The 16,327-nt window shown below is 63.6% G+C and carries 14 protein-coding genes; 7 read left to right on the forward strand and 7 right to left on the reverse strand.

All coding sequences use genetic code 11. The features are described 5' to 3' along the window. Positions 1 to 21 precede the first annotated feature (21 nt). From E6P07_RS01135 to mdoH, 3 genes are read left to right on the forward strand one after another with little or no spacing between them, the layout of a single operon-like run. A complete protein-coding gene (locus E6P07_RS01135; RefSeq protein ID WP_153973917.1) occupies positions 22 to 1,611 on the forward strand; it encodes an OpgD/OpgG family glucan biosynthesis protein in 1,590 nt (529 codons plus the stop codon). Continuing rightward, entirely contained in the window at positions 1,596 to 2,153 is a 558-nt protein-coding gene (locus tag E6P07_RS01140; RefSeq protein WP_153973918.1) for a hypothetical protein, read from the forward strand. Before E6P07_RS01135 ends, E6P07_RS01140 begins: the two co-directional genes overlap by 16 nt. After that, positions 2,150 to 4,213: a glucans biosynthesis glucosyltransferase MdoH gene (gene mdoH, locus E6P07_RS01145; RefSeq protein WP_153973919.1), complete on the forward strand. Its 2,064-nt coding sequence runs from the start codon at positions 2,150 to 2,152 to the stop codon at positions 4,211 to 4,213. Before E6P07_RS01140 ends, mdoH begins: the two co-directional genes overlap by 4 nt. Here the strand turns inward: mdoH and E6P07_RS01150 are convergent. Together E6P07_RS01150 and E6P07_RS01155 are read right to left on the reverse strand one after the other, a co-directional pair. Then, complete coding sequence (locus E6P07_RS01150) at positions 4,098 to 5,522, reverse strand: GH1 family beta-glucosidase (RefSeq protein WP_153973920.1); 1,425 nt, start codon at positions 5,520 to 5,522, stop codon at positions 4,098 to 4,100. The genes mdoH and E6P07_RS01150 overlap by 116 nt on opposite strands. Positions 5,523 to 5,524: 2 nt before the next feature. Beyond that, positions 5,525 to 7,330 (reverse strand): ABC transporter ATP-binding protein/permease, encoded by a 1,806-nt coding sequence (locus E6P07_RS01155; RefSeq protein WP_153973921.1) that lies wholly within the window; start codon positions 7,328 to 7,330, stop codon positions 5,525 to 5,527. Positions 7,331 to 7,706: 376 nt separating this feature from the next. Between E6P07_RS01155 and E6P07_RS01165 the strand changes: the two genes are divergently transcribed. The 3 genes from E6P07_RS01165 (at position 7,707) to radA (ending at position 10,502) form a co-directional block, all read left to right on the forward strand. Next, entirely contained in the window at positions 7,707 to 8,399 is a 693-nt protein-coding gene (locus E6P07_RS01165; protein WP_211363146.1) for an RNA-guided endonuclease InsQ/TnpB family protein, read from the forward strand. A 219-nt stretch (positions 8,400 to 8,618) separates the two neighbouring features. Next, a complete protein-coding gene (locus E6P07_RS01170; protein WP_170286776.1) occupies positions 8,619 to 9,122 on the forward strand; it encodes a J domain-containing protein in 504 nt (167 codons plus the stop codon). Between the two features lie 6 nt (positions 9,123 to 9,128). Next, complete coding sequence (gene radA, locus E6P07_RS01175) at positions 9,129 to 10,502, forward strand: DNA repair protein RadA (protein WP_153973923.1); 1,374 nt, start codon at positions 9,129 to 9,131, stop codon at positions 10,500 to 10,502. Between the two features lie 40 nt (positions 10,503 to 10,542). Here radA and E6P07_RS01180 read toward each other — a convergent pair whose 3' ends face one another. The 4 genes from E6P07_RS01180 to E6P07_RS01195 are packed head-to-tail and all read right to left on the reverse strand — an operon-like array spanning position 10,543 to position 14,455. Then, the gene (locus E6P07_RS01180) at positions 10,543 to 11,346 is read right to left on the reverse strand and encodes a metal ABC transporter permease (RefSeq protein ID WP_153973924.1); all 804 of its coding nucleotides are present in this window, start codon (positions 11,344 to 11,346) and stop codon (positions 10,543 to 10,545) included. A gap of 5 nt (positions 11,347 to 11,351) precedes the next feature. Next, the gene (locus E6P07_RS01185; protein ID WP_153973925.1) at positions 11,352 to 11,972 is read right to left on the reverse strand and encodes an ATP-binding cassette domain-containing protein; all 621 of its coding nucleotides are present in this window, start codon (positions 11,970 to 11,972) and stop codon (positions 11,352 to 11,354) included. A gap of 6 nt (positions 11,973 to 11,978) precedes the next feature. Then, positions 11,979 to 12,872, reverse strand: a complete 894-nt coding sequence (locus E6P07_RS01190) for a metal ABC transporter substrate-binding protein (RefSeq protein ID WP_153973926.1) — start codon at positions 12,870 to 12,872, stop codon at positions 11,979 to 11,981. A 41-nt stretch (positions 12,873 to 12,913) separates the two neighbouring features. Further along, the gene (locus E6P07_RS01195; RefSeq protein ID WP_153973927.1) at positions 12,914 to 14,455 is read right to left on the reverse strand and encodes a TonB-dependent receptor; all 1,542 of its coding nucleotides are present in this window, start codon (positions 14,453 to 14,455) and stop codon (positions 12,914 to 12,916) included. Positions 14,456 to 14,578: 123 nt separating this feature from the next. On the opposite strand from E6P07_RS01195, the gene E6P07_RS01200 reads away from it, so the two are divergent. Beyond that, positions 14,579 to 15,229: a hypothetical protein gene (locus E6P07_RS01200; protein ID WP_246172881.1), complete on the forward strand. Its 651-nt coding sequence runs from the start codon at positions 14,579 to 14,581 to the stop codon at positions 15,227 to 15,229. Positions 15,230 to 15,312: 83 nt separating this feature from the next. On the opposite strand, the gene E6P07_RS01205 is transcribed toward E6P07_RS01200, so the two are convergent. After that, positions 15,313 to 16,203, reverse strand: a complete 891-nt coding sequence (locus E6P07_RS01205) for a phosphoribulokinase (protein ID WP_153973928.1) — start codon at positions 16,201 to 16,203, stop codon at positions 15,313 to 15,315. Between the last annotated feature and the right edge of the window lie 124 nt (positions 16,204 to 16,327).

Raw genomic sequence — 16,327 nt, forward strand, 5'->3', positions numbered from 1 at the left:
CAACACCTCATCGAGAACATCATGACGCTCGCTCGACTGTTCGGAATCCTGGCCCTTGGATCGACATTGATTTCCGGCGCACCGCTGTGGGCGGACGACACCCCTGGTCTGGTCGAGCCCACGCCAAGCGAGGGCGCTCCGGGAGCCTTCACCTTTGCCGCCGTGGTCCGGCGCGCCCAGGAACTCGCCGCCAGCGACTATCAGCCCGACCGCCCGGCGCTCCCGGATTATCTCGCCGATCTGAACTATGACAAATATCGCGACATCCGTTTCGACCGCAACCAGAGCCTGTGGAAGGCTGAAGGGTTACCGTTCCAGATGCAGTTCTTTCCGCGGGGGTTTCTGTTCAAGGACCGGGTGACGGTCAATGTGGTCGAGGAGGGTGTCTCTCGGATAGTCCCATTCAAGCATGATCTCTTCGACTACGGAAAGAACCAGGTTCCCGAGGAGATGCCGGAGGATCTCGGCTTCGCCGGGTTGCGTTTGCATTACCCGATCAACAGGGACGATGTATTCGACGAGGTGATCGTGTTCCAGGGGGCAAGCTATTTCCGTGCCGTCGCCAAGGGGCTGCACTATGGGATCTCGGCTCGGGGGCTTGCGATCGACACCGGGCTGCCGACCAAAGAAGAGTTCCCGATCTTTCGCGAGTTTTGGGTCTTCAAGCCCGCGCGCGATGCGGTCGATATCACCCTGTTTGCCCTGCTCGACAGCGAGAGCGTCACAGGTGCCTACAGCTTCGTGATCCGTCCTGGGCTCGAGACGGTGGTCGACGTCAAAGCGCGGTTGTTCATGCGCCGCTCGGTCCAGAAACTCGGGATCGCGCCGCTCACCAGCATGTTCTTCCACGGCGAGAACACCGACCGCTTTATCGACGACTTCCGGCCCGAGGTCCATGACTCCGACGGTCTGCTGGTCGTCAACGGCACTGGCGAGCGCATCTGGCGTCCACTGGTCAACCCGATTGGGCTCAGGGTGAGCGATTTCATCGTTGAAAATCCGCGCTCATTCGGGCTGCTCCAGCGCGATCGCGCGTTTCACAGTTATGAAGACCTGGAGGCCAATTATCAGACCCGTCCGAGTGCACTCATCGAGCCGATCGGTGACTGGGGGCGGGGCATGGTCGAGCTGGTCGAGATCCCGAGCGACGCCGAGCGATACGACAACATCGTCGCCTACTGGATACCCGAGCAGAGGCCGGAGCCGGGCGAGGAGCTGAAGCTCGAATACCGTCTGCGTTTCACTCAGGATCCAGAGGCGGGCCTTTTGGGTGGACGTGCGATTTCGACCCGTGTCGGCGCGGCCGGGACCGACATCCTGGATTCGAGCCGACGCAAGTTCATAGTCGACTTCGCCGGGGCCTCGCTGGCCGAGCGCGCCCCCAAGGGCGGGCTGGAGGCCGAGACCGAGCCCGAGATCGAGGCCGTGGTCACCAGCACCTCGGGCGAGCTATCCAAATCGATCGTGCAGTGGAATCCGCATACTCAGGGCTGGCGGCTGTTCTTTGAGCTCAAGCCGGACGGACGCGGGCCGGCGGATCTGCGCGCCTTCCTGCGTCAGGGCAATGACGTACTCACCGAGACCTGGAGCTATCGATGGGTGCGGGAGTGATCGACCAGCTCGACATCCTCGAGACGCCCGTGCCATCCGCCTGGTCCAGCCCCGAGGACCACGCAACGGTCGAGCGGCGTGTGCGTCTCTATCTCAACGCCCTGGGCGTGCAAGATCCGCATGAGATCGAGGTGCTCTTGCGCCGCGTGATCGAGCGGGTTGAGTTCAGGGCCAGGCTCGGTCAACTGGGCGAACCCCTGGAGGTCTCTATCGAGGAGACCCTGCGGCTGCTCGATCGCTGGCTGGTCGATGAGCTGGGTCTGGACTCGGATCCTGATCAAATCTCGGCGGCACGCGCCGCCGTGCTCGGCGGACATGTGCCGGGCTGGACGGGGCACTGGTCCGGTCTGAACAAAGAGCCCCTCGCCGAATCCATCCGCGCAGTACGTTTTCGGGCCGTGCCAGAGCGCGCGCCCCTGACCATGGAGCCAAGCATCATTCGACTGTGCTGCCATCACATGCTGCGGCGTCTGCTGGCCAGGATCGGGCGTCTGTTGGGGCTTTGGGGACAGCGCCACTCCACCCTTGAGGTGCGGCCATGAGCACGAGCGGCTTCTTGACGCGCCATCTGGCGCGTCCGCTCTATTTCACCCTGGTTCTGCTCACCACCGTCTTCTGTCTATCGCTGCTGTCGGTGGCCATCCAGGACGGCGGACTCTCGGCGCTGGAACTGGTGCTGCTGATCCTCTACGCCATTCTGATGCTCTGGATCAGCGCCTCGTTCTGGACGGCGACCATCGGTTTTTTATTGCTGGCATTCCAGCGTCTGCCAGGCGAGCGCGTCGCGCCGACTGCCGAGCCAGTATCCGGCGACGATTTCAAGACCGCCTTGGTGATGCCGGTGTACAACGAAGACCCGGAGCGCGTCTTCGCCGGACTGCGGGCGATGTGCGACTCACTGGTCGCGACTGGAAAGGCGGACGGATTCGAGTTCTTCGTCTTGAGCGACACCCGCGAGCCGGACATCTGGCTCCAGGAAGAACAGCACTGGCGGCGCTGGTCCGAGGAACTCGGTGATCGGGTGCCGCTTTTTTACCGCAACCGGGTCGAGAACACGGCGCGCAAGAGCGGCAATCTGGCCGACTTCTGCCGTAATTGGGGTGGGCGCTACCGCTATATGATCGTGCTCGACGCCGACAGCATCATGAGCGGCGAGACCCTGGTCGAGATGGTGCGCCGCATGGAGGCCGATCAGCGGCTCGCGCTGCTCCAGGTGCCGCCCGTGCCGGTCAATCGCTCGTCCTTCTTTGCGCGCATGCTCCAGTTCGCCGGCAGTCTCTATGGACGCTTGTTCGTCGCAGGGCTTGCCTTCTGGCAGCAGGACACGGCCAACTTCTGGGGCCACAACGCCATCATCCGGGTGCGACCCTTCGCCGATCACTGTGGTCTGCCGAGGCTTCCGGGGCGCGAACCCTTCGGCGGCGACATCCTCAGCCATGACTTCGTCGAGGCGGCGCTCCTGGCGCGGGCGGGTTGGAAGGTGCAGCTGGCACCCGATCTCGGCGGCAGCTACGAGGAGATCCCACCGACCCTGATCGACTATGCCAAGCGCGACCGGCGCTGGTGTCAGGGCAACCTGCAACATGCGCGTCTGATCCTGGCGCACGGCTTCAAACTGCTCAGCCGACTGCACTTCGCCATGGGCGTCATGTCCTATGCCGCCTCGCCGCTGTGGCTGTTGTTTCTGATCGCCACCGGGGTCGAGGCCTATTTCAAGAGTCTGCAACAGCCGGTGTATTTCTTTGGTTATAACATCATGCCGATCTGGCCTGAGTCCTATGTGGTCGAGATGACCACGGTGCTGTGGGTGACGCTCGCGCTGCTATTTTTGCCCAAGCTCCTGGCGCTGGTTCTGCTGGCGCTCGATCGCACCGAGGCGGCGCGCTTCGGTGGTCTGCTCAAGGCCAGTCTCAGCGTGCTGCTCGAGAGCCTGATGTCGGTGTTGCTCGCGCCGGTGCTGATGCTGTTTCAGAGCAAGTTCGTGGCGGCGATCCTGTTGCGTACCAGCGTCGGCTGGCCCACCCAGCAGCGTAGCGATCATCAGACCGGGGTGCTGGAGGCGCTGGGTGCGCATGGCGTCCATACGCTGATCGCGCTCGCGGTCGGCTATGTCACCTATGTGAAGGTGCCGGACTTCTTTTGGTGGTTCACGCCTGTGCTCGCTGGATTGGTGCTCTCGGTTCCGGTCTCGATTCTCACCAGCCGTACCTCGCTGGGTTTGAGCCTGAAGCGGGCCGGACTCTTTCTGACCCCGGCCGAGACCGAGGAGCCGCAGGTGTTGCACCGATTGGAGGAACGGCTGGCCGAACCCTCGCCCGCGATCGCCGCACCCGTTGAAGCCAAGGCGTTCTGGATCCGGGCCATCATGAATCCCCGCGTCTATGCCCTGCATGACGTGCTGCTGCACGACGAGCCACAGACCCGTCGGCGGCGGCATATCCTCGAGGGGTTGGTGCTTCAGCTCCAGGACGAGGGCGAGGACTCACTTAGTCTGCGCGAGAAACGTGCGCTGTTGTCGCATCGCGAGGGACTGCATCTGCTGCACACCCGGCTGTGGGCGGCGCCGACGCTCGAAACACAATCGCACCACGCGAACGGATGACGTCGCGATAGAAGCCTGCGCTGGCCTTGGGCCAGCGTCTTAGGTCGGTACGATCAACCCGATAGAGACCAAACCGCTTGGAATAGCCCTCGGCCCATTCGAAGTTGTCGAGCAGCGACCAGACGCAATAGCCACGCAGGTCGACGCCCTGTTCCAGCGCGGTCGCGGCGGCCAGGATGTGCTCGCGCAGATAGGCGATGCGCCTGGGATCCTCGACCAGCCCGGCGCGCGGCGGCGGGTCGTCGTAGGCGGCGCCGTTCTCGGTGATGTAGAGCGGCGGATTGGCGTAGCGATCCTTGAGCCATACCAGGGTCTCGGTCAGCCCCTGAGGGTAGACCTCCCAGCCCATGGCCGTGAGTTCGGCGTCTGGCGGTGTGACGCGGATGGCGTTGAGCGGCGGCGAGCCGGGGGCTGCGCGCACCAGTCCGCGCGAATAGTAGTTGACCCCGATGAAATCGCCCGGACAGCGAATCCTTGCCAATGACTCGTCCGGGAACTCCGGCCAGGCCGGGCCAAAGATGTCGGCCAGTTCTTCGGGATAGCGCCCGAATAGGATGGCATCCAGGAACCAGCGGTTGACGAAGCTATCCCGGCGCCGTGCGGCCTCAAGGTCGCTCGGGGCGGATGAGGCCGGGTACTGGGGTTCGAGATTGACCGCTACCCCGATTTCATGATGCCCCAGGGCGCGATAGGCAGCGACGGCCTCGGCATGGGCCAACAGCAGATGGTGCGCCACGCGCGGCGGCTCGAAGAGGTCGCGATGTCCGGGTGCCAGCTGGCCGTCCAGATAGCCGGGTACCGCGATCACCCAGGGCTCGTTGAGCGTGATCCAAAAAGGCACGCGGTCGTCTAGCGCGCGAAACAGGGTCTCGGCATAGTCGGCAAACCAATGGGGGCTATCCGGATTGAGCCAGCCGCCACGCTCGTGCAAGGCCACCGGCAGATCCCAATGATAGAGCGTCGCCATCGGTCGGATGCCCTGCTCCAGCAGGGCGTCGACCAGGCGCGCGTAGAAGTCCAGCCCCAGACGATTGACCGCCCCCCATCCCTCGGGCAGCACCCGGCCCCAGGCCAGGCTGAAGCGATAGAGGTTCAGCCCCAGCTCAGCCATGAGCGCCACGTCTTCGCGATAGCGATGATAGTGATCACAGGCCAGGTCGCCGGTGTCGTTTCCGGCGACCCGTCCAGGTGTGTGCGCGAAACGATGCCAGATACTGGGCCCGGCCCCGTCGGCGAGCGGGAATCCCTCGATCTGATAGGCCGAGGTCGCCACACCCCAGAGGAAGTCGTCCGGGAAGCGGGCGATCATGCTCAGTCCTCCGATCGACCCGATGCCGTGTTCTGATCCCAATCGGTCTGTCGGCGAGCGGGATTGGGCAGAGGCGAGGCGCCGGCTTGATGGTCGTCGGAGGTCGGCGGACGCAGACACCAGCTGCCATCAGACGCAATTTCAAGCAGTCGGTCATAGAAATGCGGGTCGTCCTCCGCGTCGCCCAGGGTGAGATAGGTAATCCCTTGCCGACGCAACAGATTGAGCAGTTCGCCGATCGAGCATTCGCTCAGACTGCGGCTGGGATGATCGAGAAAGACGAAACGCGGCTCGGCCAGCAGCACCCGGGCAAAACTCAGCCGCTGCTGCTCACCGAGCGACAGCAGATCGCTCCAGTTGTGTTCGGTGTCCAGACCGCCGGCCCTGTGCAGGGTCGGGGTCAGATGCAGCGATTCCAGCGTGTCTTGGATCTTCCAGTCCGGCAACCAGGGTTCCTGACAGGGACGCAGCAAGACCTCGCGCAGTGTGCCGGGCGGCATATAGGGCCGCTCAGGCAGGAAGAAGATGGCATCATGCCCTGGATGCAGGATCCGCCCCTCGCCATGGGGCCAGAGGTCCGCCGTGGCGCGAAACAAGGCCTTCTCGGCCGCTTTGCTGGTCGAGCGCACCAGCAGATTCACGCCTACCGGAAGCGAAAGGCTCAGATCTCGGATCAATACCCGTCCGTCGCGCGGCGAGCGCAGGGTTAGATGCTCGAAGGCAATGCTCCCGCACGCCTCGCAGAACTCCACGTGCGGGGCCTGTTCTGGACGCGCTTGATTCATGGCTTCGCGCAGTGCGTTGAGTCGTGCGACCACGGCCGTGTAGTTCGAGATCGACTGGAATTGGGTGACAATCAGCGAGAAGGCGCCGAGCAGGTGCCCGAATGCGACCGCCGACTGGGCAATGACCCCGAACTGGGCCTCGCCCTGAATGAAGAGCGGCGCGACCAACAGCACCGGGATGATCTGAATCAAGTGATTGTAACCGGTAGTGAAGAAGCCGAGATTGCGGTTGACCTCGATGATGCGCTGAAAATTGGCCGTCAGTTGGTTCAAGCGATCGCGCAGCCGCGCCCTGAGCCGTTCCTCGCGTCGCAGCAGGGCCACCGACTCGGCATTCTCGCGTACATGGACCAGACGTGCGCGAAAGTTGGCCTCGCAGTCGAGCTGGTCGTAGTTGAGCTTGACCAGGGGTTTGCCGAGATAGATGGTCAAAAGCGAACCGAGAATGGAATAGGCGACCGCGACCGCGAACAGCATTGGGCTGATGGTCCAGAGCACGCCCGAGAAGGCGATCACGGTAAAACTGGCGTTGAGGAACATCAGGGTAAAGGACAGGGTGGTCGCGGTGAGGGCGCGGATATCCTCGGAGATGCGCTGATCTGGATTGAGCAGCTCGCCGTTGACATGCAGGCGAAAATAGGTCCGTTCGCTGAGATAGCGGTCGATGACGCGCTCGGTGAGCCATTTGCGCCACAGTAACCCCAGACGTTCCTCGGTATAGCGATAGATGACGGCGACCACCGTAGAGACGCCCATCACAAAGATAAAGAGCAGGGCATACAGGATGAATCCACCCATGTCCTGGTGCTCGATCGCGGTCATGAAGTCGCGGTTGACGTAGCTGTTAATGACGTTCAGTCCGTTGATCCCGAACAAAAGCAAGATGAGTAGCACAAAGCGCCACTTAACCTGGCCGCCGACCTCTGAGGCGCCAAGCTGTTTCAGCATGCTGACAAAGCAGCTCCAGATGGTCGGTGTGATCGGGACCTTGAGTGCGTTCAGTAGGGACCAGGGGAGGCGCATCTGGGCGTTCGGTCTTGACAGGGGTTTGAACAGTCTCGATCCAATTTGCTCTTTCATGCGCTTTAATGTAGATTTTTGACATGTCCCGCAAGATGGTCAGCCTTCAAGAGGCTGAAGGCTTCCTGGGTGTTTCGCCCCAGACACGGCGGCGCTGGGGGCGCGAGGGGCGGCTTTGACCGGACGAGCGCACACCTGGCGGTCGGCGGCGTTATGATCTCACCCGGCTGCGCCCTGAGCGGTTTGCTGAGGTCCCCCAGTCCGTGGGACAGGTGACGCAGGGTCTGCGCACCATTGCTGAGGCCGAGGCTCAGTACAAGGACGTGCTGTGTCAGGCGGCTGACCTGATTGAGCCCCTGTTCAGGCAACACCAGGACCAATGATCATCGCCCACAAGATGGCGCTCGATCCGAACAACGTACAGGCAACCTACTTCAAGAATGCTTGTAATGTGGCGCGCTTTGTCTCCAACTGGGCCTTGGCCGAATGGCAGCGCCAGTATCAGGCGTACAAGGCCGATCCATCCTTGCCCAAACCCTCGGAAGGCGCGCTGCGCCGCCCACTCAACGCCATCAAGCGCGAGCAATTCCCTTGGCTGGTGGAGGTGACCAAGTGTGCCACGCAACGGGCGATCCTCCAATTGGGTATTGCATTCGAGAACTTTTTTACCGGTCGCCCTAAGTACCCAAGGTTTCGCAGGAAGGGCGTGCACGACCGCTTCACGCTCACCAACGATCAGTTCAGCATCGACGGCTGCCGCATTCGCATCCCGAATCTTGGTTGGGTGCGCATGAGTGAGCCATTGCGCTTGTCTGGCAAGATCATCTCGGCCCCGATCTCTCGGGTGGCGGAGCCCTGGTTTGTCGGCCTCACCGAGCCACACACGGCGCTGCTTAAGCGCCTGCGTTGGAATACAAGGCGGAACGGCGTGGCGGTCTGGTGGTTGTGTCTGACCGGTCCTTTGCAAGCCACAAGACCTGCTCGGCCTGTGGCGCGGTGCAGGAGGGGCTACCGCTCTAGGTGCACGCCTGGGTCTGCCCGCTCTGCGGTACAAGCCAAGATCGGGATCTGAAATGCAGCCAGAAACCATCCTGGCGGATGGTCTGGCCGTCCCGACGGCGCCTACGGCGCGTCTCGCCGGACGTCACGCCCCTGGAAGAGGAAGGCGCTGGCGGTAGCCTCACGGTTGCGGTGAGGCCGGACTTGTTGAAGCAGGACCTCAGCTTCGTTTATGCCTGAGCAGAAATGAGTCAGTCTGATGGGACGGTGTGTTCGCAAGAGGTGAATCATCATGCCACGGCTTCTAGTTGTGATCCTGCTGCTGATGGCGGCGCTGTGGCTGCTCCACCGGCTGAGCACAATGCCGCGCGCGCGCTTGGTGCGCCGACTGCGTCAGGCGGCGATCTGGGGACTGATCGGTGTGCTGGTGTTCGCCGTGCTCACCGGCCGGCTCAGCCCGCTGTTCGCGCTCATCGGCGCGGCCATTCCCGTGCTGTTGCGATTGCTCGCGCTGCTGCGTCTGGTGCCCGAGCTGCACCAGATCCTGCGTTCGCTCGGACTCGGCGCTGGTGCTGGGGCGGCCAATGGCGAGACGGGGCCGGGCCTGCCGCCCGACTCGGGTCCGATGAGCGAGGCCGAGGCGCGCGCCATCCTCGGCGTCGATGCCAAGGCCGATGCCGAGGCCATTCGGGCCGCGCATCGGCGGCTGATGCAGCGTCTGCACCCAGATCGCGGTGGCTCGGACTATCTGGCCGCGCGCATCAACGCGGCCAAGCGGCGTCTGTTGGGGGAGTGACGACACATGGCCACGGCTCCCAAGCCCAAGAGCGTCTATGTCTGCAACGACTGCGGGGCACGCTATCCGAAATGGACCGGTCAATGCCAAGAGTGCGGCGCCTGGAACAGCCTCTTGGAGGTCGCCGAACCGCTGCGTCGTCCAGCCGAGCGCGGCATCGGCTATGCCGGGGTCGTCGCTTCCAACAAGATCGAAACCCTGTCCGAGGTCAATCCGGAAGAGCGCCGGCGCGTCGAGAGCGGCATCGGCGAGCTGGACCGGGTGCTCGGTGGCGGTCTGGTCGCCGGATCCGTCGTCCTGATTGGCGGTGATCCGGGCATCGGCAAGTCGACCCTGTTGCTTCAGGCCTGTGCCGCGCTGGCTGCCGATCAGCCGGTGCTCTATGTCAGCGGCGAGGAGTCGCCCCAGCAGATCGGCCTGCGTGCGCGCCGGCTGGGGTTGTCTGGCGGCGGCATCCGTCTCCTGGCCGAGACCTGTGTCGAGCAGATCCTGGCCCAGGCCGAGCTAGAGCGCCCGCGGGTGATGGTGGTCGACTCGATCCAGACCCTCTATACCGAGACGCTGCAATCGGCACCCGGGTCGGTGTCGCAGGTGCGCGAGTCGGCGGCACACCTGGTACGCTTCGCCAAGCAGCGTGACACCGTGGTGTTCCTGGTCGGGCATGTGACCAAGGACGGCGCACTCGCCGGGCCGCGCGTGCTCGAACACATGGTCGACACCGTGCTCTATTTCGAGGGCGAGCACGGTGGACCCTTCCGCATCCTGCGCTCGATCAAGAACCGCTTCGGCGCCGTCAACGAGCTGGGCGTGTTCGCCATGGGCGATCAGGGACTGCGCGAGGTCAAGAATCCCTCGGCCATCTTTCTCTCGCGTCACGAACAACCGGTCGCGGGCAGTCTGGTGATGGTCACGCGCGAGGGGACACGCCCGCTCTTGGTCGAGGTCCAGGCGCTGGTCGATGAGAGTCCGCTGGCCAATCCGCGCCGGGTGGCGCTCGGGCTGGATCAGAACCGGCTGTCGATGCTGCTGGCGGTCTTGCACCGCCATGGCGGTATCGGTCTGTTCCATCAGGACGTCTTCGTCAATGTCGTCGGCGGGGTGCGCATCACCGAGACCGCCGCCGATCTGCCGGTGCTCTTGGCGGTGCTCTCGAGCGATCGCGACCGCCCGCTGCCACTGGATCTGGCGGCCTTTGGCGAGGTCGGACTCTCGGGCGAGGTGCGGCCCGTCCCCAATGGCCCGGACCGGCTGCGCGAGGCGGTCAAGCACGGCATCCGGCGCGCTATCGTGCCCAAGGGCAACGCGCCCAAGGAGGGCGTCCAGGGCCTGGAGATCACGGTGGTCAGGACCCTGGGCGAGGCCTTGGGGGCGGCGTTCTGAGCCACCGTCCCAATAGGATTCACCCGTGCGTCCAGGTGGTTCAATCGAGCTGCATCGGTCGTGATCGTTCGAGCGATCTGACGAGCAGTGTCATCCCGAGCAGCACACCGACCAGCATTGGTCCGAACGGCTGATCGAGTTCGAGCGCGGCGACGAATGCCAGCAAATAGCCGGCTACGCCGGTCAGGCTGGCGCCGATCAGCGTCCAGCGCCAGCTCGGCGCCAGTCGAAAGGTGATCCAGGCCGGGATCAGCACCAGGGCGAAGGCACCCATCAAACCCAGCGTCAGGGTACCGATGGCCAGTCCGCCTGCCGTCAATAGATCCAGACCCAGATGCCAGCGCCAGGCGGGGAGCTGATTGGCCGTCTCATAGCGCGGAAAGAAGCGCGCACGCAGCACGGGTTGCATGAGTCGCGGCAGGGTGCGGATGCAGAGTGCCAGGAGCAGCAGGCCGGCAATCAGCTCGGTGAGCCCCGCGAAATAGATCTGACCCTCGACCAGTGCTTGGGCCAATTGCTCGCCAAGCGCGGTATTGGCGCCGATCAGGAGTGTGGCCGACCAGCCGGCCAGGATCATGAAGCCATAGGCGATGTTGCCGCGCGCGGAGAGGAATGTCTTGATCGCCCCACCGCCGAGCGCCCCCAGGGTCGCCCCGACCACTGCCGGCACCCCAAGCGCCTGACCGAGCAGCGCGCTGGCCGAGGCCAGATGCGCCAGTCCCAAGGCCGCTAGCCATTCCTCGCGTAGCATCGCCAGTGCGCCCAGCATGGGCAGCAGTCCGGCGAGCAGCAGCCCGGTCAGCAGCGGCAGGCGAAACAACGGATCAAATAGGGTCTCTGTCATCGCTCCTATCCCCGAGTCGTCGGCGCCTCGATGAGACCCCTATCACGCACTTCGAGCAGACGCGAACAGACGCGCGAAAGAAGGTCGTGATCATGGCTGACGATCAGCATCCCGCGCCCGTTGCGTTCCAGCGCCAGGATCTCGATCAAGGCGGCGCGATTGGCCGGATCGAGATGGTTGGTCGGCTCGTCGAGCAAGACCAGATCGGCGTCGGTCGCGAGCGCCGACCAGATCCAGAGCAGTTGGTATTGACCCCCGCTCAGCCGGTCGATGCGCCTGTTGAGCAGGGGCGCAAGCCCATCCGGCAGAACCTCCGGACGCGCGGCCTGCACCCCCGCCGCCCACAACAGCTCGCGCCCGGTCAGTGGCATGACCGAACGCCGCAGTGGTTGCTGATCCAGATACGCCAGCTTCAAGCCGGGTTGGAGTTCGATATGCCCCGAGAAGATCCGCGTCGAACGGACGATGGCCTTTAGCAGCGTCGATTTGCCGGTGCCGTTGGGTCCCCAGAGTCCGAGCACCTCACCCCGCTCGAGTTGTAGCGAGACCGGTCCGATCACAGGTCGCGTATCGCCCGCGACCAGGGCATCGAGCCGCAATAGGGGGTGGGGATCTGAGGCGCGCACCGGATTTTAGGGACGTGCCGCCGCGATGGCCTCGACCCAGTGCTCGATATGATCCAGATAGCCCGTGCCATCGGCCTCAAGCGGCGGGGCCAGCGGCAGGCGTTTCACGGGCCAGCCGAGATCACGCGCCAATTTCGTGGGTACCTGGGGCGACTGATAGGGCGCATAGATCACCACGCCGGCGCGTCCCTTGAGCTTGGTTGTCAGTTCGAGCAGATCCTGTCCGGTCGGTGGCACACCCGGAGTCGACTCGATGGTGCCGAGCAGCGGCACCCCGAAGCGATCGAGCAGATAGACGGCGTCACGATGATAGAGCAGCACACCAGGCGCCCCCGCCAACCGTGCACGCCAGTCGGCGACACGCTGCTCGACCGCCTGGGCGAAGACCGCGGCGCCCTGGCGATAGATCGCCGCACCGTCCGGATCGAGCCGCGCCAGACGCTCGGCCAAGGCAGCGGCGATCTGGACCATACGCACCGGGTCCAGATCGACATGCGGATTACCGAGTGGATGCACGTCGCCGAGTGCGCGGTCGGCCGCTTTGCCGACGTCGAGTAGCTCGACCTGGGCGGCGGCCTCGAAATAGCCGTCCCGGCCCGGCTGGATGGCCGGATTGGCCGCGCCGGCGATCGCCGCCGGCAGCCAGCCGACCTCTAGCTCGGCGCCGATGGCCACCACCAGATTGGCGTCTCGCAACGCGCGCATCATGCTTGGCTTGGCCTGGATCTGGTGCAGATCGTGTTCGGGACCGACTAAGACGGTCGGTTCCAGACGCTCGCCGGCCAAGGCACGCACCAGGGCGCCCAGGCTCGAATTGGTCGCAACGACATTGAGCGGCGCGGCCAGTGCGTTTCCCATCAGGATCAGAGCCAGGAGGGAGATCAGGATTCTGAATGGCATGATGAATTCTCTCCAATACTCAAGACCGCGCCTGAGCGCCGCTAGAATGCATGAGCGCCGTGGCTGCCCAGGCTCATCAGGAACTGCAGATAGAAGGCGTCGAAGCGCTCGCGCTCGTTCGCGGCCACCAGGATGTCGTTGCGCGCATACTGGGCGCGCAGTTGCGAGAATTCTGATAGCTTCCAGGTCAGGTTCAGACTCCAACGATCCGAGGAACCATAGTCGGCATGCTCGCCGCCGCCAACCTCGTTGGTCAGGCCCAGCATGTCATAGCGCACGCCGGCCGTCCAGCGCGGCGCGATGCCATAGAGCGCTTGGGCATAGAAGCCGTCGGTGGTGAAGGTGCGCCGCGAGCCGATGATCTCGGGATGCGGGCTGGAGACGATGTCGAGATCCTTGACCGAACGCAGATACTCGGTCTGGAATTTGAAATCGCCCTGACCGTGCGGGCCTGAGCCGTCGTACTTGTAGACCAGATCCAAGCCCCAGAGATCGGCCTCGCCCGCCAGCGCGTTCTCGTGGATCTCGTCCTCGTCGGCATGGGTGTGCGTTTGGACCTCCTGATGCTGGGTGTTGTGCGCATAGGAGACACCGACTTGCAGCGCCTGGTCCTGCCCCAGATCCGGTGCGACCTTGGCGAAGAGGGTCCAGAGTCGCGGGCCATTCTTGGTCGCATCCAGTCCCAGTCGCTCCTGATCCTCATTACTGAGTGTGGCACCGAAGCGTTCTTGATCGCCCTGGAGCGCCTCGACCCCGAGCAGGGTATAGACCGGCAGCCTCGGCAGCCAGGTAAGCTGTACGCCCGTGTCCTGGAGACCATGATCGCCGAGCAGGTTCAGATAGGGCAGATTCTGGTCGACGAAGTCCCAGGCGTGCGGATGCTGCTTGTTGGCATACCCGAAGTCGCTCAGGAACTTGCCCGCCTTGACGCGCAGTCCGTGGGGCAGGGCGCGCGTCTGCAACCAGGCCTCCTCCAGATGGACATCGCCCTCGTCCATGACGGCGAGATAGGCGGCGGCGTCGAAATAGGGATCGACCGTGGCACTGAAGGACAGCTCGGCCTCGCTGAAGTTGAAGCCATTGTTCAGCCCGCCGTGGCTGTGGCCATGATCCGCCTCATGGACATGATCCTGGTCATGGGCCAGACCGCCCGAGGGTTGCAGCGCCTGCCCGACCAATGCGGCCCCCGAGCCACGGCGTCCATCGTTGTAATAGTTGCCGTTGAGGATCACCGAGATCTGTGGGTTGAAGGCCGTGCCCGAGCTGAGTGCGCCTCGGAAATCGGGGGGGTGCGAGGTGGTGGAGGCTGGTATAGAGGAGGTCGACACGGATGGAGCCCGCATCGGCTGGGAGATCGCCGGATCGGTCGCGGCTGAGGCGGCGGATGCCGAGGGAGGTCTTGACTGACGCTCGGCCCGCGCGAGCCGATCCTCCAGGTCCTGGATGCGGCGCTCGTACTGGCTGCGCATCTGTTCGAGCATGGATCTGAGTTGGGCGATTTCGGCCTCACTAGAGGCCTGAACGGCAGCGGCCGGTGCGATCAGGGCCGTCGCCAGACCGGCGGTTAGGATCGATGGACGCATGAGTGGAACTCCTGCCGGGATGCGTGTCGATGAATGGGCGGGCACGAATGTTATGAAATAACATTTTTAGGAACAATCCCATTCAAGGCCGCCCAGCCGGTCAGGTTGCCAGTGACCTCGACCATGCGTAGCATCTGCGCCTGCAAAGGCCGTTTTTACAACCAGAGGTTTCCAGTGGCCAGTCAGGCAGTCCGCGAGTCCATCCAGGGCCAACCCTTCAACGACGTTCTCAACGAATTACACGCCCATACCTTCTCAGGCGCACCTGGAGAATCCGACCCCTTCATCCTCAGCGAACTCGACCGCGAGTTCATCGCCTATGCGCTGGCGCTCTACTATCAGTGCGATCACTGCCAGCAGTACCACGGGCGGGCGATCGAGCGCCTGCGCAAGGAGAGCAACGCCAAGCCTTGGGCCTGGCAGGCTGAGTTCGTCAAGATCGTGCTCTTTCTGCGCATCAGCCGTCCGAATGTCTCGGAGGTCGAGTGGCAGGGTTGGGTCGAGTCTTGGCGTCGCTTTGCCACCCGTCTGCACTATCGGTATCCAAACTTCGCCTGCCACATCGCCTACGCCGTCGGGATCGCGCGCGCTGACGAGACACTCATGGACCTGGCCTTCGAGTCGCTGACCCGGCACTATCCGGACGGTGACACCCTACTGGGCGTCATCCGCGACATCGACCGCGTGGTGGTATTCATGAAGGCCGCGACCTCGAAGAATCGCACCGACCCAATCGTGCGCCGTCAACTCAAAGCGCGCGGCATTCACATCTGACAAAATCAAGGGGTTGTCGGGAAGGGGGGTGCGGCGGGTGCCGCGAGGGTTCGCCCTCGCGGCCTTTGTCGCGGGATGGATCCTCAGACCTTGCGCGCGTCCATCATGCGCTCGATGATCGGCTGGAGGATGATCTCCATCGCGAAGCCCATCTTGCCACCGGGCACCACCATGGTGTTGCGGCGCGACATGAAGGAGTTGGGGATCATGGCGAGCAGATAGGGGAAGTCGATCTGGAGCTTATTTGGATCCTTGAAGCGGATGATGACGAAGCTCTCGTCCGGTGTCGGGATGTCGCGGGCGATGAAGGGGTTGGAGGTATCGACCGTGGGCACGCGCTGGAAGTTGATGTCGGTCAGCGAGAACTGCGGCGTGATGTAGCGGATGTAGTCCGGCATCCGGCGCATGATGGTGTCGACGATGGCCTCGGCCGAATAGCCACGTTCGAGATTGTCGCGGTGGATCTTCTGGATCCATTCCAGGTTGATGATCGGCACCACGCCGACGCCCAGGTCGACATGCTGGGCGACATTGTTGTCCTCGGTGACGACCAGGCCGTGCAGACCCTCATAGAACAGCAGATCGGTCCCGGTTGGTAGATCCTCCCAGGGCGTAAACTCGCCGGGATTGAGCGAGGTGCCGAGCCGGGCATTGAGCTGACGCGCCTCCTCGTCGCTGTGGATGTAATACCGCTTCTTGCCGGTGCCGCTCTCACCGTATTCGCGGAAGAGCTCTTCGAGCAGGTCGAAGCGATTGGCCGCCGGTCCGAAATGACTGAGACTCTCGCCACGCTGGGCGGCGGCGGCCATCTCGATCTTCATCGCGGCACGGTCGTAGCGGTGGAAGCTGTCGCCCTCGATCACCGCCGCGCGGATGTTGTCGCGATGGAAGATGTGTTCGAAGGCGCGCTTGACGGTCGTGGTGCCGGCGCCGGAAGAACCTGTAACGGCGATGATCGGATGCTTCTTGGACATGAGGTTCTCTCCCCGTTCTTTATCGTTGTCTGGATACCCGGACACTGGTGTCGTCGCGGGTCTCAGCCGTCGAGACGTTTGACATGATTCTCTAATATATCACGACCCTCGGTGCTCGATCCTC

Source organism: Thermochromatium tepidum ATCC 43061, from assembly GCF_009664085.1.
GTDB lineage: Bacteria > Pseudomonadota > Gammaproteobacteria > Chromatiales > Chromatiaceae > Thermochromatium > Thermochromatium tepidum.